General features: G+C 70.0%; 20 protein-coding genes (1 of these 20 only partly in view). 9 read left to right on the top strand and 11 right to left on the bottom strand.

What is annotated here, in order from left to right; all coding sequences use genetic code 11:
• Window positions 1-60 precede the first annotated feature (60 nt).
• Complete coding sequence (locus tag RBS12_RS03400; RefSeq protein ID WP_307964658.1) at window positions 61-309, top strand: hypothetical protein; 249 nt, start codon at window positions 61-63, stop codon at window positions 307-309.
• Between the two features lie 36 nt (window positions 310-345).
• Here the strand turns inward: RBS12_RS03400 and RBS12_RS03395 are convergent, their stop codons facing one another.
• Window positions 346-996: a TetR/AcrR family transcriptional regulator gene (locus RBS12_RS03395; protein ID WP_307964657.1), complete on the bottom strand. Its 651-nt coding sequence runs from the start codon at window positions 994-996 to the stop codon at window positions 346-348.
• 86 nt (window positions 997-1,082) lie between these two features.
• On the opposite strand from RBS12_RS03395, the gene RBS12_RS03390 reads away from it, so the two are divergent.
• Window positions 1,083-1,529 (top strand): nuclear transport factor 2 family protein, encoded by a 447-nt coding sequence (locus RBS12_RS03390; protein WP_307964656.1) that lies wholly within the window; start codon window positions 1,083-1,085, stop codon window positions 1,527-1,529.
• Window positions 1,526-2,416 (top strand): NAD(P)H-binding protein, encoded by an 891-nt coding sequence (locus tag RBS12_RS03385; RefSeq protein ID WP_307964655.1) that lies wholly within the window; start codon window positions 1,526-1,528, stop codon window positions 2,414-2,416. The genes RBS12_RS03390 and RBS12_RS03385 overlap by 4 nt, the downstream gene beginning before the upstream one ends.
• Window positions 2,417-2,435: 19 nt before the next feature.
• Here the strand turns inward: RBS12_RS03385 and RBS12_RS03380 are convergent, their stop codons facing one another.
• From RBS12_RS03380 to RBS12_RS03365, 4 genes are all read right to left on the bottom strand, one after another.
• Window positions 2,436-3,011, bottom strand: coding sequence for an AAA family ATPase (locus RBS12_RS03380; RefSeq protein ID WP_307964654.1), 576 nt, complete (start codon window positions 3,009-3,011; stop codon window positions 2,436-2,438).
• On the bottom strand, window positions 3,008-3,349 hold the full coding sequence (locus tag RBS12_RS03375) for a hypothetical protein (RefSeq protein WP_307964653.1): 342 nt from the start codon (window positions 3,347-3,349) through the stop codon (window positions 3,008-3,010). Before RBS12_RS03375 ends, RBS12_RS03380 begins: the two co-directional genes overlap by 4 nt.
• A gap of 130 nt (window positions 3,350-3,479) precedes the next feature.
• A complete protein-coding gene (locus RBS12_RS03370) occupies window positions 3,480-3,866 on the bottom strand; it encodes a heavy metal-responsive transcriptional regulator (RefSeq protein ID WP_307964652.1) in 387 nt (128 codons plus the stop codon).
• Between the two features lie 121 nt (window positions 3,867-3,987).
• Window positions 3,988-4,545 (bottom strand): hypothetical protein, encoded by a 558-nt coding sequence (locus RBS12_RS03365; RefSeq protein ID WP_307964651.1) that lies wholly within the window; start codon window positions 4,543-4,545, stop codon window positions 3,988-3,990.
• Window positions 4,546-4,898: 353 nt separating this feature from the next.
• Between RBS12_RS03365 and RBS12_RS03360 the strand changes: the two genes are divergently transcribed.
• From RBS12_RS03360 to RBS12_RS03345, 4 genes are all read left to right on the top strand, one after another.
• Window positions 4,899-6,401 carry an FAD-dependent oxidoreductase gene (locus RBS12_RS03360; RefSeq protein WP_307964650.1) on the top strand — a complete coding sequence of 501 codons (1,503 nt, stop codon included), beginning with the start codon at window positions 4,899-4,901 and terminating at the stop codon, window positions 6,399-6,401.
• A gap of 96 nt (window positions 6,402-6,497) precedes the next feature.
• Window positions 6,498-7,256, top strand: a complete 759-nt coding sequence (locus RBS12_RS03355) for a DUF427 domain-containing protein (RefSeq protein ID WP_307964649.1) — start codon at window positions 6,498-6,500, stop codon at window positions 7,254-7,256.
• A 277-nt stretch (window positions 7,257-7,533) separates the two neighbouring features.
• Window positions 7,534-8,193, top strand: a complete 660-nt coding sequence (locus RBS12_RS03350; protein WP_307964648.1) for a ScbR family autoregulator-binding transcription factor — start codon at window positions 7,534-7,536, stop codon at window positions 8,191-8,193.
• A 71-nt stretch (window positions 8,194-8,264) separates the two neighbouring features.
• The gene (locus tag RBS12_RS03345; RefSeq protein WP_307964647.1) at window positions 8,265-8,975 is read left to right on the top strand and encodes an alpha/beta fold hydrolase; all 711 of its coding nucleotides are present in this window, start codon (window positions 8,265-8,267) and stop codon (window positions 8,973-8,975) included.
• Here RBS12_RS03345 and RBS12_RS03340 read toward each other — a convergent pair.
• From RBS12_RS03340 to RBS12_RS03320, 5 genes are all read right to left on the bottom strand, one after another.
• The gene (locus RBS12_RS03340; protein WP_307964646.1) at window positions 8,972-9,838 is read right to left on the bottom strand and encodes an NAD-dependent epimerase/dehydratase family protein; all 867 of its coding nucleotides are present in this window, start codon (window positions 9,836-9,838) and stop codon (window positions 8,972-8,974) included. The genes RBS12_RS03345 and RBS12_RS03340 overlap by 4 nt on opposite strands.
• Window positions 9,835-10,698 carry an AfsA-related hotdog domain-containing protein gene (locus RBS12_RS03335; RefSeq protein WP_307964645.1) on the bottom strand — a complete coding sequence of 288 codons (864 nt, stop codon included), beginning with the start codon at window positions 10,696-10,698 and terminating at the stop codon, window positions 9,835-9,837. The genes RBS12_RS03340 and RBS12_RS03335 overlap by 4 nt, the downstream gene beginning before the upstream one ends.
• Before the next feature lie 324 nt (window positions 10,699-11,022).
• Entirely contained in the window at window positions 11,023-11,544 is a 522-nt protein-coding gene (locus RBS12_RS03330) for a metalloregulator ArsR/SmtB family transcription factor (protein WP_307964644.1), read from the bottom strand.
• A 338-nt stretch (window positions 11,545-11,882) separates the two neighbouring features.
• A complete protein-coding gene (locus RBS12_RS03325) occupies window positions 11,883-12,284 on the bottom strand; it encodes an ImmA/IrrE family metallo-endopeptidase (protein WP_307964643.1) in 402 nt (133 codons plus the stop codon).
• Between the two features lie 48 nt (window positions 12,285-12,332).
• Window positions 12,333-12,542 (bottom strand): dodecin, encoded by a 210-nt coding sequence (locus tag RBS12_RS03320; protein ID WP_307964642.1) that lies wholly within the window; start codon window positions 12,540-12,542, stop codon window positions 12,333-12,335.
• A 58-nt stretch (window positions 12,543-12,600) separates the two neighbouring features.
• Between RBS12_RS03320 and RBS12_RS03315 the strand changes: the two genes are divergently transcribed.
• Window positions 12,601-13,488, top strand: a complete 888-nt coding sequence (locus RBS12_RS03315; RefSeq protein ID WP_307964641.1) for a putative protein N(5)-glutamine methyltransferase — start codon at window positions 12,601-12,603, stop codon at window positions 13,486-13,488.
• A gap of 553 nt (window positions 13,489-14,041) precedes the next feature.
• Here the strand turns inward: RBS12_RS03315 and RBS12_RS03310 are convergent.
• Entirely contained in the window at window positions 14,042-14,968 is a 927-nt protein-coding gene (locus tag RBS12_RS03310; protein WP_307964640.1) for a hypothetical protein, read from the bottom strand.
• Here RBS12_RS03310 and RBS12_RS03305 point away from each other — a divergent pair.
• Window positions 14,868-23,252, top strand: partial view of a hypothetical protein gene (locus tag RBS12_RS03305; RefSeq protein ID WP_307964639.1) — the beginning only. Its footprint extends 26,043 nt past the window's final position; 8,385 of the gene's 34,428 nt are visible here — the first part of the coding sequence; its start codon is at window positions 14,868-14,870; its stop codon lies beyond the right edge, outside the window. The genes RBS12_RS03310 and RBS12_RS03305 overlap by 101 nt on opposite strands.

The following is a 23,252-nucleotide window of genomic DNA, read 5'->3' as shown; positions in this document are numbered from 1 at the left end:
AACCGAAGTCTGGTGGTTCCGCCGATGCCCGCGGCTGCGGACCATACCTACCGTGAAGGCATGAGCACCCGGATCGATCACCTGCCCCCCGCGCTCCGCCCCGCATCGCACAGGCGCGTAGGGGCGGACGGCGCCCGCCCCTACGCGCACGCATGGCCGGCCGTGTGCACGATTGTGCTGCTCGTCGCGGTGGGCGCTGGATCCGCGGCCGCGCAGGCGGCCTCCGGGTCCGGACACGTCCCGTCGCAGGTGTATCCCGTGCCCTCGCCGCGCCCAGGACCGGCCCCCGTCGCTCCGCACGCCCCGTAGCCGCCGTGCGCGGCGTTGGCGCGCGTCAGGGCGACCTCACAGCAGTTGTGCCACGAGCGTCGCCTCGACGAACCGTCCGAGGCGCTCGGGAGTCCACCCGCGTTTGAGGACGAGGGTCTCGTAGAGCTCTGCAGATGTCATCGCGAAGAAGACGTCGGCGGTTTCGGCCTCGCTCAGGCCGGGACGGAGCAGCTCGCGCGAGATCACCTGGCGTGCGTTGTGCAGCATGCGCTGGTATCGCAGATCGTCGACTTCGCGCAGGAGCACGGCCATGTCGGCGTCGCCGCTCGCCGCGGCGTCGCGGATGAGCAGCAGGACGGGCGAGCCGAGTGGGCTGATCTCGGCGACGAACCGGCCAAACTGGGCCATGAGGGCCCGCGGGTCGGTCTCGGTCTGTTGCGCGCGATCCGACCGGGCCTCGGCGGGAGTGTCTGCAATCCCGAGCAGGCTCTCGTCGTAGATGGCGCGCACGAGCCCGGGTTTTCCGCCGAAATTCTTGTAGACAAACTCGCCCGAGACTCCGGCCGCGCGCGCAATCTGCGCGATCGTCGTCGTGCCGAATCCCTGCGATAGCAGGAGCTCGCGTGCACGGGAGAGGACCTCACGACGCGACTCGTTGGCCCGTTCCCTTCGGCGCGACGAGTCGTAGTTGCGGACCCCGCCGGACCCTTTGACCGCTTCTGACACGAGGCCTATACTCCAATCAGTACAGTTCGCTGTATTGAAATGAGCGTACCAGCCTCCGCCCATCCCCACCACTACAGGAGCACCTCATGGACGCGTCAGGAATAGAACTCCTTCCCGACGGGCCGGTCCGCCGCATGGTCGACGCCGCCAACCGCCACGACCTCGACGCAATGCTCGCCGAGTTCGCCGACGACTACGAGAACGTCACCCCCAACCACCCAGCCCGCAGCTTCACGGGCAGCGCCCAGGTGCGGAAGAACTGGGAAAGCCTCTTCGCAGGCGTCCCCGACCTCCGCGTCACCGTGCACGCTGCGACGACTGCCCCGGACGGCACGGTGTGGATGGAGTGGAGCAACGAGGGCACTCGGCGCGATGGCGTGGCCGTCCAGATGACCGGCGTCTCCCTCTTCGCCGTCCGCGACAATCTGCTCGCCGCCGTCCGCTTCTATGTGGAGCCGGTAGACCAAGGCTCAGGTGATGTCGACGACGCGATCCGCGCAGCGAGCGGAGCGTCCACAGGAGGCCAGCGTTGATCCTCGTCGCCGGCGGAACGGGCCGCCTCGGCCGACGGCTCGTTGCCGACCTCGCGGACGCCGGCGAGGCCGTGCGCACCTTCTCGCGCGGCATCTCCCAGCCCATCCCCGAAGAAGCGCACGACGGCGTCGAACGTGTCCGCGGCGACCTCGCCTCGGGTACGGACTGCGAACGGGCGGTCGACGGCGTCCGGAAAGTGGTGTTCGCGGCGTCGGGGTTCGGCCTGGCCCGAGGTGGCGACCCCAGGAGCGTGGACCGCGATGGCGCGCTTCGGCTCACGGCGGCCGCCGCGCAGGCCGGCGTCGAGCACATCGTCATGATGTCGATGGTCGGCGCCGCACCGGATGCGCCCCTCGAGTTCCTCAGGATGAAGCACGCTGCGGAGGAAGCCGTGAAGACCTCGGGGGTGGCCTGGACGGTGATCAGGCTGGGGGCGAGCCTCGAGCAGCAGCTCGATGTCCTCGGCGGGGCGCTCGCGTCCAAGGGCATCGTCCCGGTCTTCGGCTCGGGTCGCGCGGACGTCACGTTCACGTCAACGGCCGACGCCGCCGGGATCGTCCGCCGCGCGCTCGCGGACCCGGCGCTGCGGAATCGGTCGATCGAGTGGGGCTCGGAGACGCACACGTTCAACGGACTCGCGGCCGCGCTCGTGGCGCGCGCAGGTCGTGGGCACGTGCGGCGGATACCGATCGCCGCGCTCAGGGCGATGGGGGCCGTCGCCCGCCCGTTCTCGCCCTTCATGGCGCGGATGGCGGAGGCGGCGCTGTGGATGGATTCGGGGGGTGCCGCGTTCGACGTCGGCCCCACCCGTGCCGAGTTCCCGGATCTCCCGATCACCGGGCTTGCGGAGGTTCTGAGGGCGATGGACCCTCAGACGGCGGGATGAGAGTCGCCGCAGGCATGCGTTAAACCGAAGTCAGCGCGGGCGGCGTCCATTTCGGCCAATGGGAGTACCCTGCCTCGATGCCATGCTCGTACACGGCAACCAATCGGAATGGGCTTGCGGCCCTGCTGTTGTCGTAGAACCTGGCCCGGTCGGCAACCAGCCGTGCGGTCGCGATATGGGACCAGAGCCTCGAGTAGCGGCCGCGGATCTTGTCCTCGGGAACACCGTGGCCGCCGTGGGAAGCCCTGTACTCGACGCGTCGGACGGTGGTCTCCTCGGGAATCAGGATCACGTGCAGGGTGACGAGGTACCGCAGGGCGGCAGCCTGTTCGACGAGCTCGACCTTGCTCGGATGGCTGAACACGGTTTCGGTGATGAATGACGCCCCGGCCGCCAGCAGCCTATTTCGCTGCTCGTCCGCGGCCCTTGCCGCCTCGTAGGCGTGCTCTAGCTCGGTGCCGGGCCACCTCTGGGCAGCGATGGCATCGGCATTGATGAAAGGCAGTCCGGTGCTTGGGCCGAGGACCCGTTCAACGAAGGTCGTTTTGCCGGCCCCGTTGGGACCGGCGAGAAGATGCAGGACGGGTGAATTCACTCGCCGCCCCTGATGACGAGGTTGCCCTCGTCATCAGCTTCGGCCCACGCCTCACCGGCGGCGAGCAGTTCCTGCTCGAAGGTCAGCGACGCGAGCGCTGCCGCGATCCGCTCGTCCCACGCTGCCCGGACCAAGGCCTGCTCCCGCTCGGCCAGAGCATCATACGAGCCGTTGCCTGCCAACACTCGGGCCACGGCTGAACCGGTGCTTGTGGCCTCAAGTTCCCGGCCGATACGGGCCCACCGATTGATCCTCTCGGCAGCACTTCCGCCTTCAGCCTTGGCGGCCTCGTACACGTCATGGTCGATGCGCGTAGGGTGCGTTGGCATCGCAGTCATGGTTCAAATGTAGCACTTTGCTACAGGTGCGGGCGGCGCGATGGGAACGTGCAGCTACTCGGCGCAGCGTGCCTGGTCGACGCGGTGGGCGCGGTGCGGCTCCTGTGAGGGCGGCCGCCCGCGGGCCCGGTCAGAGGTAGCTGCAGATCTCCTCGCTCGCGCATTCGGCCGGCCCCGATGCGGAGGCCGCGAGCTGGGTCGCGACGGCGTGCCTGAGCGATTGGAGCTCGGCGATGCGGGCATCGATCGAGCGCAGCTGGTCGGCGAGCTGCTCCCGGACCTCGTCGCAGGGCTTCGCTCCGGCGTCGTGGATGGCCAGGACGCCCCGCGTCTGCTCGAGGCTCAAGCCCGAGGCGCGGCTTCTGCGGATGAACGCCGCGCGCTGAATCGACTCTGGCGAATAGTCGCGGTAGCCCGAAGGCGTTCGATCGACGTCGGGCAGGAGCCCGATGTCTTCGTAGAACCGCAGCGTCTTCGCCGTCGTCCCTGCCGCGTGTGCGGCCTCGGCGATGTGCATCGTTCCTCCCTCGCAAAGGTCTGTCCGTGCCAACGCCGGCGAGGCGGTTCCTATGCCCGCGTTCGGAACAGGCGGGGTGCCCGCTTCGCGATGGCGAGGCGGGCGCCACACGCATGGGGAACTAGTGCTGGATGAAGACGTTGTTCCCGCTTTCCGGAACGGTCTTGTTGAAGTTGATCACGTCATAGACGTTGACCCGGATGCCCTCCACGGCGCCCGCGGGCGGGTTTCCGAGAACGCATTCGACGGTCAACGTGGCGGGCAGGTGCAGGTTGGGTGCCACGTCGGGTGTCGCGACGATGGAGAGCATGAGCTTTCCGCCGAAGAACGACGGCGGGAGGCCCTGCGGGGTGGCGTTGCCATAGGACTGGAAGCTGATGAGCCCCGTTGTCACGAACGTCCCGGTGATGGTTCGTCCGGCAGCGACTTCGTGGTGGGAGAACGTCCCGCCTCCTGTCGCGGTCCCGCTGACGGTATCGAACGTTCCTGTGGCGACGATGGTCACGACGTCGCCGTTCTCGGCCATCGCCTTGTCCCCCACGGGGAAGCCGAGGCTCTGGATCAGGGCGTCGCCCACGTGGTAGTCGAAGGCGCTCTTCTCCGTTGCGGCCCCCGCTTGCACAGCGGTGAAGACCAGGAGCGGCAGCGCCACGAGAAAGGCAAGGAATTTGCGCATCATGGTGTTCAACGATTCTCGCGTCCGTGCAAGGAGTTGGCGTCCGCGCGTGCCTCCACGAGTGTTCTTCGCGAGGATTCCGGATTCGCAGACCCGGCGGCGGGGCCAGTTGGACCCTGCGACGCCGGAACCCGGTGCCGCGGGCGTCGTCCCGTCCGAGCTGAGCTGCCGTTCGGAACGAAGAGGATCCCCAGCCGATCCGGCGCGTCATCGCAAACCCGCGCCGAAAGGCACGGTCTACGAAACATTGAGCGCGGGGACTCACGTGCGTGTCAACGCCCCGCGGCCTCCTTCCTCTTGACCTTCCAGCCGCTGGAAGGGCGAGCGTGGTGACAGCGAAGCGAAGGAGGAACCGTATGCCGGTGGAAGATCTGGATCTTGTCATCGTGGGCTCGGGCAGCGCGGGCTTCGCCGCCGCGATCCGGGCCTCGGGGCTGGGCTTGAGCGTCGCGATGGTCGAGAACGGAACGGTCGGCGGGACGTGCGTCAACACGGGCTGCGTTCCGTCGAAGGCACTGCTCGCGGCCGCCGAAGCCCGCCACACGGCGGTCGATGCAGGCCGCTTCCCGGGCCTCGCCGCGGCGTCGCTCGGCCTCGATCTTCCGGCGCTCATGGACGGCAAGCGGGCCCTCGTCGAGTGGATGCGGCGCGAGAAATACGTGGACCTCGCCGAGGACTACGGGTGGCGCATCCTCAAGGGGCGTGCCGAGTTCGCGGGCACCGCGGGCGAGCCGGTCGTCGTCGTCCGGTGCCCCGCCGACGGCGAGAACACAGACGGCGGCGAGAACACAGACGACGGCGAGGACACAGACGACGGCGGGAACACGGCCGACGGCGGGGCCGCGCGCCTTCGGGGGCGCCACTACCTCATCGCGACTGGATCCACCCCGTGGATTCCCAAGCTGCCCGGACTGGCCGACGTCGACTACCTCACGTCGCAGACGGCCATGGAGCTCGAGGAAGTGCCTGAATCGCTGCTCGTGATCGGCGGAGGGTTCGTCGCCGTCGAACAGGCCCAGCTCTTCGCGAGGCTCGGCTCGAAGGTGACCATGCTCGTCCGCTCGCGCATCCTCTCGGGCGAGGAGCCTGAGGTCTCGATGGCGGTCTCCTCGGTGTTCCACGACGAGGGGATCCGAGTGGTCCGCCGGGCCGTGCCCACCGCCGTCGCCCGGGGGAGCGCGGGGGTGACCGTGACCGCTGACGTCGCCGGCGCCCCCGCGGAATTCTCGGCCGCGCGGGTGCTCATGGCGACGGGACGCCGGCCCGTCACCCGCGGACTCGGCCTGGACCGGATCGGCGTGACGACGGGGCCTCGCGGCGAGGCAGTCGTCGACGGCCAGCTCCGAACGTCGAACGATCGGGTCTGGGCCGCGGGCGACGTCACGGGTCATCACGAGTTCGTCTACGTCGCCGCGTCCCACGGCGCCCTCGCCGTCGACAACGCGTTCACAGGCGCGGGCCGCGAGGTGGACTACCGCCATATGCCGCGCGTGGCGTTCACGAGCCCCGCCGTCGCCGCGGTCGGCCTCACGGACCGGCAGGCGAACGACGGCGGGATCCCCTGCGAGTGCCGGGTGCTTCCGCTCGAGTTTGTGCCGAGGGCCCTCGTGAATCGGGACACGCGGGGGTTCATCAAGATCGTCGCCGAGCAGGAGTCCGGGCGGATCCTGGGGATCACCGCCGTCGCACACGACGCCGGCGAACTCGCCGCGGCGGGCGTGCACGTGCTCGCCTCGGGAACCACCGTCCACGAACTGGCATCCCGCTGGGCCCCCTACCTGACCATGGCGGAGGGCCTCAAGATCGCCGCGCAGTCGTACACCGCGGATGTCTCCCGCCTTTCGTGCTGCGCCGTGTGAAAGCCCAGTCGCGGGGTAGGAGGAGTACCGGAAGGATGCGCGCGCCCAGACCGGCGCCTCGCCGGGGCCGGGACTGTCACGGAAAGGACTGAGAATATGGCTCTTCAGATGCGGAGCGAGATGCGCCGGCTCCGCGACGAGCTGCGCTACGAGCCGACCGCTGCGAGGATCCGCGCGGAGTCGTCCGGCAGGATCCTCGTGGACTCCCGCCGCGCGGTCCTCGTGTGGGAGGCGCGCGGGTACATCCCCGTGTACGCGGTGCCACCCGCGGACATCGCGGCCGAAATCGTGCCGGCGGACGTCACGGCCCACGAGCCCCGATCTGCGTTCGGCCGTCGCCACGGTCCGGGGCAGGATTTCACGCTCAGGGCGCCCGGATTCGAGCTGCCCGAGGCCGCGTTCCGGCCAGACGACCCGGAGCTCTCGGAATATCTCCTGCTTGACTACTCCGCGTTCGATCGGTGGTGGGAGGACGAGGAGGCGGTCGAAGGCCACCCGCGCGATCCGTTCCACCGGGTCGATGCCCGGCTCGGCTCGCAGCGGGTCCGGGTGGAGTACGACGGCGTGGTCCTGGCCGAGAGCGCGAGCCCCGTTTTCGTCTACGAGACGATGATTCCCGTGCGCACGTACTTCCAGCGCTCCGATGTCAATATGACGCTTCTCGAGCCCTCCGATCGGCAGACGATCTGCCCCTACAAGGGGCGCGCGTCCTACTGGTCCGTCCGCGGGGCTGGCTCCAAGGGGCAGAACGTCGCGTGGAGCTACGAGAATCCCCTGCCCGATTCAGGCCAGATCAAGGAGCTCATCGCGTTCTATGACGAGCGCACGGACGTCCTCAGAGATGAGCCCGGTTAACCGGACAGGACCCGCCTCTCCCCCCAGTGGTAGAGGCGGGTCCTCGCCTTGCACCGCTCGTCCCCCGACTCGCGATGCACCCGTTGCGCAGTTCCATCCCCAGAGAGAACCATATACCGGATGTCCGGTATGTTACCCCTTTGTCTCATGGTTGTATAGGGCATAGGTCACATTTGTGACTTAGGGGTTCGGACGCGCCGTGCTGGGGGTGAGGCTGAACCGAGCGCGCGGTCCGATTAGCATGGCTCGTGGTCACGGGGAACGGAGGAGATTGAGGGTGTCGCTGCAGGAACGGGCAGTCATCACGAGGAATGCCATCATCAGGGGGGCCGCGGAGGTCTTCGCCGAGCACAGCTACGCCCAGGCGTCGCTGAGCGACATCGTCGCGAGGGCGAATGTCACCAAGGGTGCCCTCTACTTCCATTTCAAGTCCAAAGAAGAGCTTGCGAGCGCGGTGATCGACGAGCAGCACAAGGCCGTGCTCGAGGGTGCGGTCATCGTGGCCGCCATGGGTCGATCAGCGCTCGATACCCTCGTGCTCCTGTCCGTGGACTTCTGCCGCCAGCTCCTTGACGACGTTGTCGTCCGGGCTGGCATCCGTCTGACACTGGAGGGGGTTGAGGTCGGTCGCGACCTCCGCGCGCTCTACTCCGATTGGGTCGCCTCGACCGAGGGCATCATCGATCGCGGGATCGCCGACGGCATCCTTCGTCCGGTCCTGCCGGCGGCGGACCTGGCCCGCTACATGGTGGGTGCGTTCACGGGGGTGCAGCTCGTGTCCGAAATGCTCGCCGAGCGGTCCGATCTGCTCGAGCGGGTCGAACACCTGTGGAGCCTCCTGGTTCCCGCGATGGTCGCTCCCCACTTGGTGGAGGAGGCGAGCTCCGTTCCCGCGAAGCTCTTCGCTGAGTTCGGCGTCGCGGGCATACGGGACTAGGGCGTTTCTGGCGCTTTCATTGAACGGAAACCCGCTGGCCGCCCTCTGTGGGCGGCTATAGCTTGTGATTCATGACACACTTCGTTCTTGTCCACGGCGCCTTCCATGGCGGATGGTGCTGGTCTGAGGTTGCCGCAGGGTTGACGCAGAAGGGCCACGCCGTCGTCGCCCCTGATCTGCCAGGATCCGGCGATGACCATACCCCGGTTGAGGGGGTCACCCTCGAATCCGCCGTCGACCGGATCATCGAGGCCTTGAAGGCCTCCGATGAGCCTTCGGTTCTGGCGGCGCACAGCATGGGCGGGATCGTCACGACCCAAGTGGCGGCGCAGGTCCCCGAGCTGATCTCCCGGCTCGTCTACGTCACGGCGTTCCGCCCTGTCGACGGCGAGTCGCTCCTGGACCTCACGCACCTTCCGGAAGGGGCGGGTGACGGCGTTCAAGCGAACATCTCCGTTGCGGGCGACCCCCCGGTCGCGACCTTCAACCTCGAGAAGGCCAATGAAATCTTCGGCAACGGAGTTCCGGCTCATCTGGCGCAGCAGGCGGTCGCGAAGCTGACACCTCAGCCGCTGTCCCTCTTCGCAACACCGGTAAGCCTCGGTGGGGCAGTCCTTCCGCCGACTGAGTACGTGATCTGCAGCGAGGACAGGGCGATTCCCCCGGCCCTCCAAGAGCTGATGGCTGCGCGTACACCGTCAGCCCGGATCCATCGGCTGAAGGCGGGTCATTCCCCCTTCTACTCGCATCCGCAGGAGACGATCGACATCCTGCTCGGCTAGCTGAGCAGGCCCGCCAAGGTCCAGATCGCGTCAGATTCGTACCAGTGGTCCCACGCGACCATGGCGATCTGATGGCGTGTGACGCCGAGCGGCTTCGCGAACGCGACGGCCTCTTCGAACGGAACTGACCGGGCCCACGGCAGACGATCAGGGTCCGGGGCGAGCTGCGCGAGCAGATCCCTCACGGCGACCGGCTCGCGATGCGCGGCGTGCAGGACGGTCCTCGCGGGAACTTCGCCGACGGCGAGTCCCGCGAGGAGCCGCCCGAGATCCGCGGCCGAAATCGCCGAGATCCGGGCCGCGCCGCCCTCGATGAGCCCGCCGAGCTTGAGCACGAGGTTGGCGAGGTGTGGGGCGAACCAACGGTCGCCCGGGCCGTGCACGATGTTGGGGCGCACGACCGCGCCGCCCGCCCCGAGGACGAGCCGTTCGGCGGCGAGCCGCGACGTACTCGCGGGAGACTCGGGGTGGTGGGGAACGGCGTCGACCGCAATGCCGCGATGGGGTCCGGTGCCGTACACCGCCGTCGTGCTCACGTAGATCACGCGACCGACCCCCGCGCTTGCCGCCGCCCCGAGGAGCCGCCTCGTGCCGTCCACGTTGACGTGGGCGCATTGCTCGGGATCCGAGCCCACGTAGCTTGCGGCGTGGACGACGGTCGCGACCCCCTCGCACGCGGCGAGCAGCGCCGCCTCATCGTCGAGGGACCCGGGGGCGAACTCGACGCCGTCGGGCCCGTCGGCGTCCGCGGGTTCGCGGAGGAGCCCCCGGACCGGGTGGCCGGCCTCGGCCAGCGCGCGCACCGCGGCCGAGCCGATGAACCCCGATGCCCCCACGACGAGCGTGCGCCCCCGCGCGCTCATGCGCTGGCCTTCGGCGTGCCCAGGCTGATGCGGGCTCGGCTCGCGCCCCGCTGGACGAAGTCAACGGTCATCGACTCGCCGTCGGTGACAAGCTGGACCTCGGTCGGCTCCGCGAGCTCGACGAAATGCGCGAACGAGGCGTCAATCGAGGCCGGTTCCGCCTCCGGCTGCCCGAGGGCGGTCCGCATCGCGGATCTCGCCGCGTCGAGCAGAAGAGACCCGGGAACGTGGTCGAGCGGGTGGTCGAAATGCGAGGGGTGCGCGGTGTCCACCACGAGGCTCCAGCTGTTCGGCTCGCCATTCCCCGGCGCCAGGACGGCGGACGACGACGGCGCGCGGCCAGCGTGCGTTGCCCCGTCGCGGCGGGCGGGGAGGTCGCCGCGCACCCTCTGATAGATCCTCTCGGACAAGATTGCTCCGGAGGCCGCGAGCGTTGCCCGGAAACCGCCGGGAAGGGCGATCTCGCCCGCGACCCGCACGGGGGCCGACTCGGACTCGACGCGCCCGAGCTCGACGACGTCGACCGTCACCGTCGGCGTTTCGGGGCGCTCGGGGTCCTCCAGAGGGCGGACGTCGTGCAGCGCCATCTGCGACAGGAGGAACTTCCGTCCGAGCGGGACGCCCCGCTGCGTGTGGCACACGACGTACGAGGCCTGCCTGAACGTCTCGCACAAGAGCAGGGAGTCCGGCGGAGTAGAGCCCACGCGGTACGTCCCGTGGACGCGGGGCCACACGGCCGGCACGCTGAAGCGGTTGCCGCCAACGTGCGAGGCGGGGCCGACGAAAGTTTCCGACACCGAGACTCGGTGAACATACCTGCCGTCGACAGGGTGGGTCGTCGAGCCGTTTGTTTGTCGCATGTCATTTTTATCTCATGGGACGACCGCCGCCGCATATTGAGAGCGACAGTTCCGGATTGCGTGTCACGGGAACATTCATCGAGAACAAAACCGGTCGCCCGACTTATTTCGTTTTTCCATTTTGCGTGGGTTTTTGCTGTGTTCTGCTGCACACGATGCAACGGCTGCGCTATATTGGCTATTGCCCGCACGGACGGATCCCCCCAAACGGCCGTGTGGGCATCTCCTGACAAAGGCCCCCGCCCTCCCCCGGCGGGGGCCTTGCCCGTTCTCGGGCTACCATTTCGCCAGCCCGTGACGGAGCCGGACAGGGTCCTCGGCGGGTCAGTCGAGGTGTGTGTCGCTCCCGATGTGCTCGTACGCCATGAAGGTTTTCACGATGGCATCGAGCCGATGGAGATGCCGCGTGTGCTGGCGGTCGTCTCGGGCCGGATCCTCATGGCGAGACGGTTCCGAGCGGGTCGCTCCCGCCGCGTCCTGCGGCAGGGCCGCGGGGGCTTGTACCTCCGACGGCGCCCTGTGGTGGGCCGTGCTCGAGGGGCTGGGCTGGGGCCGTGCCTCGGGGTCGTCGACGTGGGCGAGGGCGTGCATGAGGATCTGCGTCACGTAGCCGTCCGTCACGTGGTAGGTCACATCGCGCCCTGAGCGGACCGCGCGGACGGCCCCGGCGAGCCGCAGGGTCCGCAGGTGCTGGGAGACGAGAGCCTGGGACATGCCGGACTTCGAGACGAGGCTCGCGACGCTGCTTGGCTCGCGGCTCACGTGCAGGAGGATCCGCAGACGAGGCGCGTTGCCCAAGACTTTCAGGAATTGGGCGGCGTCGCCGAGCCACGAGTCCTCATGCACCTCCAAAGGTTAGCGAACTGCGAGAAGAGCAGACGACACACGGGCACCGAGCGCGCCGCACCACTGAGTCCGTATCGTGGGCAACACGGAGATCGGCCCCGCACCACCGAGACGAAGGTGTACGCTGAGCAAGGCGCGCCCGGGCTTGGTGCGAGTGAAAAGTGCCATGTCCCCCACGTGGCACCCCGGGCGCGTCTGAACCTTGAGAAAGTCCCCACCCTCGGGCCGAGGGAGGGGACTTTTTCTTTCTTCCGGGCCTGGCTCGGGATTATCGGTCAAGACGTTGGTTGGGCGGTCGGATTCCGACCTTCTCTCGCGACCCCGCTCAACAGGGGGAGTCACGCGTGGCCGGGGATCTTCGCGAGCTGTGCCCGTTCGTCGTCGGTGAGCCCGTCGAGACGATCGAGGACGACGCCGGCCGTCACCCACAGCTCATCGGCGAGCTCGGCCGGATGCTGAGTCCAGCGATACGCGTCCTCGAGATGCTCGAACCTGATAAGCCTCCGGGCTGCTTCCGCCCGGACGCGCCGCTCGACGCGCGGCCCCTGGCACCTCGTGTGACCGTGCTCGAGGTGGACGAGTTCATGCGTGAGCGCGCAGCGCCGCTCCGCCTGCTGCAGGCGTTTGTCGAGCCAGATTCGGCCGACGCCGTCCGTGCGGCCCGCGGCCCCGTCTGGCATGACGACGAAATGGAGCGTGACGTGCGTCAGGTCGCGCAATGCCCCCCAAGGACTGAACACGGGTTCAGGTTAGGGGTTGGGGCCGACATTTTGGGGCTCGGCCGCGAGCTAGCGTTCGAGGCGGAAGCCGAACTTGAGCGTGACCTGCCAGTCGGCGACGTTGCCCTCGTCGATGTGACCGCGGATGGACTGGACCTCGAACCAGTCGATGTGGCGGACGGTCTGCGCCGCGGTGGCGAGGCCGTTCTTGATCGCCTGGTCGATGCCCTCGGGGGAGGTTCCGACGATCTCCGAGACGCTGTAGGTGTGCCCTGCCATGGTTCCTCCGTAAGAGTCGGGGCCACGCTGGCCCGATGGGTGATGGCAGACTATCGCCGTGACCTTCGAGGAGCCAGAGTTCGGATCGTCGTCGCGTGTGACAAGCGCGGGCGATCCGCTGGTCGCGCGGCTGCGTGCCGCGGGGTGCGTTTTCGCCGAAGACGAGGCTCAGCTCCTCCGAGAGGCGGCGCGTTCAGGACCAATTCTGGAAGCGCTTGCTGAACGCCGCATCGGGGGTGAGCCTCTCGAATACGTACTCGGCTGGGCCGAGTTCCACGGGCTCCGCATCGCCGTCGAGCCCGGCGTGTTCGTCCCGCGGAGGCGCAGCGAGTTGCTCGCGCGCGAGGCTGCCGCGCTTGCGGCAGCCGCCGTCTCCGCCGCAAAGGCGGCCGACGACGGCGGTTCCGCGCCCGTCGTCGTCGACCTCTGCTGCGGGAGCGGCGCCGTGGGGGCGGCTGTGGCGAGCGCGGTGCCGGGCGTCGAGCTGCACGCGGCCGACGTCGACCCGATCGCCGTCGAGGTCGCGCGCCGCAACGTCGGGCCGTTCGGTGGCCAGGCCCACGCGGGGGACCTGTTCGCGGCGCTGCCGCGAAGCCTGCGCGGTCGCGTCAGTGTCATCGCGGCGAATGCCCCCTACGTGCCGAGCAGCGCGATTGCGTTCATGCCGCCCGAGGCCCGCGACTACGAGCCGAGGGCCGCGCTCGACGGGGGTGCCGACGGCCTCGACCTCCAGCGGCGCGTCGCGGCCGGGGCGGGGGAGTGGCTCGCGCCCGGTGGGCACCTGCTCATCGAGACGAGCAAGCACCAATCGAGTGGGACGGCGGCCCTTTTCGCGGATGCGGGTTTCAGCGCGCGAATCGTGCGCGATCCCGACATTGGTGGGACGGTTGTGATCGGCGAATCGGAAGCGCTTCCAGCGCAATTCAGCGCAATTCCACATTCGTGACAAAACATCCGTTTGTATATAACGAATGCCGTCAATATTGGATAGCTCTGTGACTGCATTTGACGGCTCTTGACGAGCCGGCTCATATGGGTCTAGCTTCATCGTCGGAATCGCCAATGCGGTTCCGACCCGCTGTCGGAGGAGTCGTTCGACGACCCCGTCAAGCGGGAGGGCTTCGCAGGCCGCATGCCGTTTCTGGGCTGCGGTTGTCGTCGGAGTGCTGGCGGAATATCTCTATCGCCGGCCGTCGACACACAGGTACGTAGTGGGGAATGTTCTGTGGTCGACGATGCATCGCATCGTCCCTAGTGATCGGTGGCCGATCCGTGGTCTCGTCTGCGCTCTGGAGGGTTGTTGAGCGGCTTGTAGCCGTCTCGGCAGCGTTCGCCATGGCGTTCGCGATGGCCACACCGAGCGGGACCTTCAACGTCGCGGCCTTCCGAACGGGGCAATGGTCCCTCAGTGGACCAGAGCTCGCGAATCACCAAGACGCCCCATCGCTTCCCGCGGCCCCTGTCACCACCGCCATCACGCTCGCGGACATCCAATCTGTCTACGGGGCTGCCGCCGCGCTGTGGTCCGGCCACGACGTGAGCGCCGCACACTTCGCGATCGCCCCGCTCTCCGGAACGACCCTCGCCGTCACGAACGGGACCGCCATCACGGTGAGCCCGAACGCGGCGGGGTGGGGCTGGAGCGTCGGCTCGGTCGCCACGAACCGGATGGACCTCCAGACCGTCATCGCCCACGAGCTCGGGCACGTCCTGGGCCTCGCGGACATCGAGGGCGGCTCCGACCTCATGAGCCGGGTGCTCAACCCCGGCGAGCGACGGACGACGACGACGCTCACCGTCCCGGCCCCCGCGCCGACCCCGGCTCCGAGCACGTCGAGCACGTCACCGGCCCCGACTTCGGCGGCAGGGGCCCCGACCTCGACGACTTCGACGGCGACGGCCCCGGCGTCATCCACCACGACGACGTCGAGCACGTCACCGGCCCCGACTTCGGCGGCAGGGGCGCCGACTTCGGCGACTTCGACGGCGACGGCCCCGGCGTCATCCACCACGACGACGTCGAGCACGTCACCGGCCCCGACTTCGGCGTCGCCGGCCCCGACTTCGGCGTCGCCGGCCCCGACCTGGGCGTCGCCGGCCCCGACTTCGGCGTCGCCGGCCCCGACTTCGGCGTCGCCGGCCCCGACCTGGGCGTCGCCGGCCCCGACTTCGGCGTCGCCGGCCCCGACTTCGGCGTCGCCGGCCCCGACTTCGGCGTCGCCGGCCCCGACCTCGGCGGCAGGGGCCCCGACTTCGGCGTCACCGGCCCCGACTTCGGCGTCACCGGCCCCGACCTCGGCGGCACCCACGCCGTGGGCCCTCCAGATGCACTCGACGGCGGCGACCCTCGCGTTCCACGCCGACGGCACGGTCACGTTCGAGGGCCAGTCGCGCGCCCTGTCCACGATCTCGAGCATCTCGGTCATGGGGACGATCGGTGACGACACGCTCACGGTCGATCGCGGCACGGCCAACCCGAACATCACGGTGAGCTTCGACGGCGGCCCCGGCTTCGACACGCTCGTCACGGCGGGCACGGTCGTCAGCGAACGGTCGGTGGCCGTCAACGGCACGACGGGGACGCTCTACCTCGATGCGACGACGATCAACTACACCGACATCGAGCCGATCACGAACACGGGCACCGCAACCGACCTGAAGTTCGTGCTCGGCTCGGGCGACGACAAGGCCACCCTGACGCAGGCGGGTGGCCTTCTCACGCTCGCGAGCACGAACGGCGGCTTCGAGTCCACGACGTTCTCGGCGCCCACCTCCTCGCTCACCGTCGACGGCGGCGCCGGCTGGAACACGATCACCCTGAGCGGCACAATCTCGCTCGGCGCTGCGGCCCTCGTCCTCGACTTCCAGAAGATCGCGCTCACGTCGGGAACGGCTCTCGCGGCCGGCAATGTAACTCTCGCGGCCGCGGACACCGTGACCGGCGGCCCAAGCAACCCGCTCACGAACCCGCGGAGCTGCGCGACCCTCGCGACCCATTGCGGCGACGTCGAGGTCACCCTCCAGGACAGCCAGGTCACCTCGGGCGCCTTCACGGCCCAGGCGACCGCGAGCGTCACCCCGGATCCGACGGACACGCTCGCGTACGCCGTCAACGTCTCCTCGAAGGCGCTCGTCTCCCTCCTCGGCACGACCCAGCTCACGGCAACGGGCGACGTCGTCCTCTCCTCGCAGTCGACCGTCGGCCCCGTGACGCTCGTCAAGAAGTACGCGGACGCCGCGATCGTCTCCTCGGACGCCGAGGTCACGATCGGGGGAACGGCAGTCGTCAAGGCGACCGGGAAGACGACGGTGAGCTCGTCGTCGTCGGTCGACGCGGGGGCGACCCCGGGCTCCGACGCCGCGAAGAGCGAAGGCTCGGCCGATTCGAGCGGCACCGCGTCGAAGGACGCGTCGGTCGCGATCATCACCGTGAGCACGACGGCGGTCAGCAAGGTCACGAACACGGCCCACCTCGAGGTCACGGGCGCGCTGAACATCGGCGCGACGAACCACGCAGGCCTCAACGGAGTCGGCGACGCGAGCCTCGCGACCTCGGGCGCGGGCATCGCCGTCGTCAACCTGAGCCAGACGACCCAGGCGGTCATCGACTCGACGAGCGCGACGCCGACGAACGCCGCGAGCATCACGCTCACGGCCACGGTGGACGGCGCGAACACCGCGAGCGCGAAGGCCGGCAAGGGCGGCTCGACGGCGAACGACAAGCCGGTCAACGATCCGTCCCGCGCGAACGGCCAGGCGACCACGGCCGACGGCGCCATCGGGCTCGCGGGCGCGCTCGCCGTGAGCGTCTTCAACGCGGTGACGACGGTCGCGGTCCAGGCCGCGAACCTCGTCACGGCCGGCGCGCTCCTCCTCAAGTCCGTGTCGCAGGTCGCGTCGACCGCTACCGGCGACGGCAGCTCGACCGATGGCAGCGGAAGCGGCGTCGGGGTCGGCATCGGCATCGGCGTCGCGACTCTCGTGACCGAGGCGTTCATCGCGGGCGGCGCGGTCATCCAGGCGGGCTCGGTCACGGTCGAATCGGACGAGACGCGGACGGGCGGCTCGAACTTCGCCTCGAGCGCGACCTCGGGCAAGGCCTCCTCGGCCAGCACGGGCGTCGGCGCGGCCGGCTCGTTCGCCCTCACGCTCGTCAACGGCAAGACCCTCGCGGAGATCCGCGGCGCGGGCAACGCGCTCACGGGCGCGACGGCCGGAGTCGCACCGGCTGTCGCCCTCAAGGCCACCGGCAACCACGTCGACTCGGCGACCGCCAATGCGGCCCAGTCCGGCGGATCGGTTGGCATCGGGGCGTCGATCGCCCTCGGCATCATCGACACGATCGTCGCGGCGCGGCTCGTGAAGGACGCAGGCCTCACGGGCGCCGGAGCGCTGACCCTCTCAGCCACCGGCAGCGACGCGACGACGACCTCCGCGACAGGCGGCGCCCAGGGCGGCAGCAACGCGTCCCTCATGGGCGTCGTCGCGATCACGATCTCGAACGTCCAGACCCTCGCCTCGATCCTCTCCGGCCCCGCGCTCGCCTTGGCGGGCGCGCTCACCGGAACCGCGATCCAGACCGCGGCGGCGACGACGACGGCGACCGGCAGCACCACGGCAGGCAGCGGGGCGAGCCTCGCGGCCGGCATCAGCTTCGCCCTCACGTCGGCCACGCACGCCGTCGACTCGTCGATCGACCGCAGCACCACAGCAGGCGGCGATGTCGCGATGAGCGCCGACGGCAAGTCGACGACGTCGACGACGGCGACCTCCTCCGCGGCGGGTGCACAGGGCGGCTCGACGAGCAGCCCGACGAGCACCGACAGCTCGGGCAAGACGGCGAACCAGAAGGCGGATTCGCAGCTCGGCTTCGCGGGCGGCAAGTCGTCCACGAACGGCGGAAGCGGCTCGGGCGCGGCCAGCACGCCCGCCGCGAGCGACAGCAGCGGCGCCCCGATCACGGTCGCCGCGGCGATGGCCTTCAACCTCGTGACCTCGTCCTCGACGTCCGAGCAGGCCCCCGCGACGACGCTCAGCACGCCGGGCAAGGCCTCGTACGCGTCGGCCAACACGACGACTGCGCAGGCGAGCGCGGACGGTTCCGCGACGACCGGCGGAAGCGGCAACGTGATCGGCGCTGCCATCGCGATCGACAAGGCCACGGTCGTCAACGAGGCCTCGATCGGCGCGGGCGCGAGCCTCGCCGCGACGGGCCTCACCCTCACGGCCCTCAACCATGCCGACCCCTCGGCCCCGGGCACCCCGATCGCGAACGGCACGGGCGCGACGGCGAAGTCCGGCGCGAGCAGCGCGGGCGGAAGCCTGGGCATCGCGGGATCGTTCGCGCTCAACATCGCGAACCTCTCGACGACCGCGGCCATCCACGCGGCCACCGCAACGACGACCGACCCGCTCGGCGGCGTGAACCTCGGCGGCTCGGGCAACGCGGCGGCGACGGCGTCGTCGTCGTCCGCGAACGGCGCCTCGGCGACGTCGGCCCAGTCGACGGGCGGAAGCGGCGGCACGTTCGGCATGGGCGCCTCGATCGGCCTCAACCTCGTGACGGACCAAGTGTTCGCAGGAGTGGACGAGCTCGCGCTCGGCACGCGCGGGCCCCCACTCACGGGCATCAACAACTTCACCATCCAGGCGACCAACAGCGATACGCTGACGACTGCGATCGACGGTGGAGCAGGCGGAGCGAACATCTCGCTCGCGCCGGCCATCGGGATCACGCTCGCGAACGTATCGACCATCGCCGGAATCGGTGGAGCCGATCCCAGCCTCGGCACCACGACGCTCTCGGGAGCCGTCTCCGCGACCGCCGACCAGACGGCGAAGGCCACGACCACCGCGAAGGGCGCCGCGATGGCGGCCTCGGGCGGGACCCTCGCGCTCGGCATCGCCCTCGCGCTCACGGTCCTCGACGCGACGTCGTCCGCCCCGCTCGACCGCACGCTCTCGGCCGCGTCGGCGAGCTTCACGGCGCACCACACCGAGTCCACGACGACGACGGGAACCGCGAGCGCGGCCGGCGCCCAGGGCGAGGGCAGCGACACCTCGGGCAAGGACGTCAACGGCAAGGCGGACGCCGCGCTCGGCGACGCGAAGGGCAAGCAGACCGCGAACGGCGGCAAGACGACGTCGACGAGTGCGACGCCCAAGACCACGGTCGACAAGACCTCGGGCGGCTCGGGCAGCATCAGCGTCGCCGCGGCGATCGCGATCAGCATCGTCGGCGTGACGACGACGGCGGAGCTCGCCGCGGGCATGACGCTCACGACGTCGGGCGCGGCCGCCTTCGCCGCGGACACGAACGCCGACTCGGTGACCGAGGCGAAGGGCGACGCGACGTCGCCGTCGTCGCTCGGCATCGGCGCCGCCGTCGCGATCAACAAGGTGACCGTCGCGACGCAGGCGATCGTCCCCGCAGGCGCGATCGTCAATGCGGGCTCGCTCGCCCTGTCCGCGACCGAGCGCGTGCTCGGCGCCGACAACGTCAACACGCTCTCCGCGAAGGCGACCTCGGGGGCGACGGCGGGCGCCGATATCGGCCTCGCGGGCTCGTTCGCGCTCAACCTCGTGAACGTCCAGACGCAGGCGCTCGTGCTCGGCACCGTGGCGCTCACGATCAACGCCACCGTCACGGGGGCGTCCGGCGACGTCACGCTCACGGCCGGCCAGGCGACCGAGAACACGGCGAGCGCGGCGGCGAAGGCGGATGCCTCGGGCGGCGCGTCCGGCCTCGGCGCGTCCGTGGCCCTCGACCTCATCAACGACGACACGACGGCGAGCCTCGGCTCGAGCGCGACCGTGACGGGCGCGCATCAGCTCACCGGCACGGCGACGGGCAGCGACAAGGCGACGACGACGTCGTCGGGCGGCGCGGCGGCGAGCGGCTCCGGCTCGCTGTCCCTCGCGGCGTCCCTCGCGCTCACGATCAGCAACGTCTCGACGACTGCGTCGATCCTGGCCGGCCCGGCGACGACGATCTCCGCGGGGGCAACGTTCCACGCCGCCCAGACCGCGACCGTGACCGGCACCGCCAACGGCGCGGCGCAGGGCGGCAGCACGCTCGCCCTCGGCCTCTCGCTCGCCCTGACGATCGCGAACCACGCGGTCGATTCCTCCCTCGACCGCTCGCTCACGGCTGGCGCAGACGTCGGCTTCCTCGCCGAGGGCACGTCCCAGGTCTCTGACGCATCGACCGCGAGCGCGGCGGGCGCGAAGGGCACGAGCTCGGACACGTCCGGCAAGGACGTCAACGGCAAGGCCGATTCGACGTCGGGCACCGCGGCGGGCCTCCAGAACGCGAACAGCACCAAGACGACGACGGCGCCGACCTCGCCCAAGGCGACGACGGACAGCGGCGGCTCGACGGGCGGCTCCGGCACCATCGCCGTCGCCGCGGCGATCTCCGTGACGCTCTCGACGCAGACGGTGACGTCCGTCCTCGCGACCGGCCTCACGCTTGCCACGACGGGCAAGGCGACGTTCGCCGCGGCGGCCGACACGGACGCGAAGGCCACGGCGGACGGCTCGGCGACGTCGTCGTCCGGCGCGGGCATCGGCGCGGCGGTCGCGATCAACCTCGCCAACGCCACGGTCCTCGCAAGCGTCGTGGCGGGCGCGACGGCGAACGTCGGCTCACTCGTCCTCTCCGCCACCGAGCGCGTCGTCGGAACGGACAGCATCAACTCGTTCGACGCCGAGGCGAAGTCGGGCGCGACGGCGGGCAGCGACATCGGGCTTGCGGGCTCGTTCGCGCTCAACCTCGTCAACGTCTCGGCCACGGCCACGCTCGCGGGCACGGTGTCGCTCCCGGCAACCGGCGACGTCACGATCACCGCCGGCTCGTCCACGGAGAACATCGCGAAGGCGACGGCCGCGACGAACATCACGGGCGGCACGCTCGGCCTCGGCGCCTCGGTCGCGCTCAACCTCATCAACGACTCGGTCGCGGGCACGATCGGCGCCGGTGCGACGCTCACGGGCGGCCACGCCGTCGCCATCACCGCGACGAACAGCGACAAGGCGACGACGAATGCGGAGGGCGGCGCGAAGGCGACGGGCCAGACGACCCTCTCGCTCGCGGCGTCGCTCGCTCTGACCATCAGCGAGGTGTCGACGACGGCGAGCATCCTCGCCGGGACGGCGCTGAGCCTCGCGGGCGGGATCACGGCCCACGCGGACCAGACCGCGACCGTCACGGCGACCGCGAAGGGCGCCTCCTCGGGCGGTTCGACGCTCGGACTCGGCATCGCCCTCGCGCTGACCATCGCGGACCACACGGTCGACTCATCGCTCTACCGCAACACGACCGCCGGCGCGAATGTCTCGTTCGCCGCGGACGGGCTCTCGCAGTCCTCCTCGACCGCGACCGCGAGCGCCGCGGGCGCCGAGGGCCAGGGCGCGTCGGGCAAGGACTCGAGCGGCAAGGATGTCAACCAGAAGGGCGATCAGTCCCTCGGCACGGCCAAGGGCCTCCAGTCGACCAACAGCGGCGGCAAGACGACGTCGAGCTCGTCGACGCCGAGCACGAAGCAGGATTCGGGCGGGACCAACATCACGGTCGCGGCCGCGGTCGCCATCAACCTCGTGACGTCGACGACGACGGCGCTGCTCGCGCCGAGCACGTCGCTCGCCGTCAATGGGGGCGGGAGTGCGAGCTTCGCGACCACGAACCACACCGACGCCGTGGCCACCGCGGATGGCTCGGCGAGCAACAGCTCGACCCTGGGCATCGGGGCGGCCGTCGCGATCAACCTCGCGACCGTGCGGAACGAGGCGAGCCTCGGCATCGGGTCCCAGCTCTCGGCGTCGGGCCTCACGCTGAGCGCGACGATGCGCACGGCGGGGTCCAGCACGCAGCACACGATCACGGCCACCGCGTCCGCGGGCGCGGCCAACACGTCCGGAACGCTCGGCCTCGCGGGCGCGTTCGCGCTCAACGTCGCCAACCTCACGACGCTCGCGACCATCCACGCCGACGCCACGACGACCCTCCCGGCCGGCACGACGGGCAACGTCCAGCTCATGGGCGGCGCCGCGAGCATGACCGCGGCGTCGAGCTCGAACAGCACGACGAAGGCCAAGGCCAAGCAGGACGGCACGGGCACGGTCGGCATCGGCGCGTCGGTGGGCATCAACCTCGTCAACGACACCGTGTACGCAGGCATCGACCAGGTCGCCGACCCGAGCCGCGGGCCCCCGCTCACGGGCGCCGGAACCGTCACGATCAAGGCCACGACCACGAGCGTGATCGACAACGAAGTCGACGCGGGCGGCAAGGGCGGCGGCGTGACCGTGACCCCGGCGGTCGCCGTCACGATCGCGACCCTCCGCACGAGCGCCTCCCTCGGCGCCAGCAGCACCGCCCTCACCGCGAGCGGGGCCGTCCAGGCCACCGCGACCCAGAACGCCACGACCACCACGATCGCCAAGGGCGATACGACGGTCGGCTCCACTGCAGGCTTCGGCATTTCCCTCGCGCTCGCCATCGTCGACGACGGCGTCGACTCGGGCAGCGCGCGCAGCATCACCTCTTCGGGGGCGGTTTCCTTCCAGGCCTCGGGCACCTCCGCGACGACGACGACGGCGGAGGCCGCGGCCGAGGGCGCCGGAGGCCAGACGACGTCCGGCGCGAGCGGCAAGGACTCCTCCGGCACGGACGTCAACCAGAAGGCCGATTCCAAGCTCGGCGCCGCGAAGCAGACCCAGAGCGACAACAGCAACGGCCAGACCACGAGCACGTCCTCGACGCCGAAGGCCGCGAGCAACGACAACAGCGGCGCCTCGATCTCCGTCGCCGCGGCCGTCGCGATCAACGTCGTCACGACCGCGTCGCGCACATGGTTCGCCAACGGCGTCGTCATCCACGCGGGCGGCGTCGTGACCCTCGCGAGCACCGCGGACACCGACGCCCGCGCGACCGGCCGCGGCGACTCGACCGCGGATGCGAGCGTCGGCATCGGCGCGGGCGTCTCGGTCAACAAGGTCGACATCACGAACACCGCGCTCACGGGCACCGCGACGATCACGGGCACGGGACTCGTCGTCTCGGCGGGCATGACCCCGGGCGGCGTGGGCGACGTGCTGCGCGTATGGAACGCGGCGGACGGCGCGTGGAAGACGATCGACTCGGGCAAGCAGCTCCCCGGCCCGTCCGCCGGCGACCTCGCCGCGGCGAAGGCCCAATCTGGGTCCGGCGCGAGCGCGCACAACGCCGGCATCTACAAGTACGACGGCTCGAGCGCCAAGTGGATCCTCCAGACGGACGCGGGCGCGTCGATCGCCTCGGGCAGCACGCTCCCGACCACGCCGTCGGCCAACCAGCTCTTCGTCCTCATGGCCCCCAAGGACGGCCAGCCGGCCGGAAGCGTCTGGCAGTGGAACGGCTCGGCGTGGGTCTTCGTCACGAAGCTCGCCTACGACGACTTCGACTCCCTCCCCGCGGACAGCATCGAGAAGGACACGCTCTTCAACCTCACCGCGCAGGACGGCTCGAACGCGCCGGGCATCTACAAGCGAAGCGCGAGCCATACGTGGACGGCGACGACGATCACCGTCACCGACGGCGACCACCTCCCCGCGAGCCCCACCGACGGCCAGGTCTTCCGGCTCTGGGAGCACGAGGTCACGGCGACGGCTTACGCGGGTGTCGGCAAGGCGACGTCCGTGGGCATCGCGGGCGCGCTCGCGATCAACATC

The organism is Sinomonas sp. ASV322 (genome assembly GCF_030908245.1).
In the GTDB taxonomy this organism is placed as follows: domain Bacteria; phylum Actinomycetota; class Actinomycetes; order Actinomycetales; family Micrococcaceae; genus Sinomonas.
The sequence above is the reverse complement of the archived record's forward strand: the minus strand, read 5'-3'. Positions and strand labels throughout refer to the sequence as shown.

Bases quoted from the DNA above. Each gene is read 5' to 3' on its own strand.
- RBS12_RS03400 (WP_307964658.1), top strand. From the start codon at position 61: ATGAGCACCCGGATCGATCACCTGCCCCCCGCGCTCCGCCCCGCATCG.
- RBS12_RS03340 (WP_307964646.1), bottom strand. From the start codon at position 9,838: ATGAGCGCGCGGGGGCGCACGCTCGTCGTGGGGGCATCGGGGTTCATC.
- RBS12_RS03335 (WP_307964645.1), bottom strand. From the start codon at position 10,698: ATGCGACAAACAAACGGCTCGACGACCCACCCTGTCGACGGCAGGTAT.
- RBS12_RS03390 (WP_307964656.1), top strand. From the start codon at position 1,083: ATGGACGCGTCAGGAATAGAACTCCTTCCCGACGGGCCGGTCCGCCGC.
- RBS12_RS03355 (WP_307964649.1), top strand. From the start codon at position 6,498: ATGGCTCTTCAGATGCGGAGCGAGATGCGCCGGCTCCGCGACGAGCTG.
- RBS12_RS03360 (WP_307964650.1), top strand. From the start codon at position 4,899: ATGCCGGTGGAAGATCTGGATCTTGTCATCGTGGGCTCGGGCAGCGCG.
- RBS12_RS03365 (WP_307964651.1), bottom strand. From the start codon at position 4,545: ATGATGCGCAAATTCCTTGCCTTTCTCGTGGCGCTGCCGCTCCTGGTC.
- RBS12_RS03310 (WP_307964640.1), bottom strand. From the start codon at position 14,968: ATGACCGAGATGCTCGAGATCGTGGACAGGGCGCGCGACTGGCCCTCG.
- RBS12_RS03345 (WP_307964647.1), top strand. From the start codon at position 8,265: ATGACACACTTCGTTCTTGTCCACGGCGCCTTCCATGGCGGATGGTGC.
- RBS12_RS03320 (WP_307964642.1), bottom strand. From the start codon at position 12,542: ATGGCAGGGCACACCTACAGCGTCTCGGAGATCGTCGGAACCTCCCCC.
- RBS12_RS03370 (WP_307964652.1), bottom strand. From the start codon at position 3,866: ATGCACATCGCCGAGGCCGCACACGCGGCAGGGACGACGGCGAAGACG.
- RBS12_RS03375 (WP_307964653.1), bottom strand. From the start codon at position 3,349: ATGACTGCGATGCCAACGCACCCTACGCGCATCGACCATGACGTGTAC.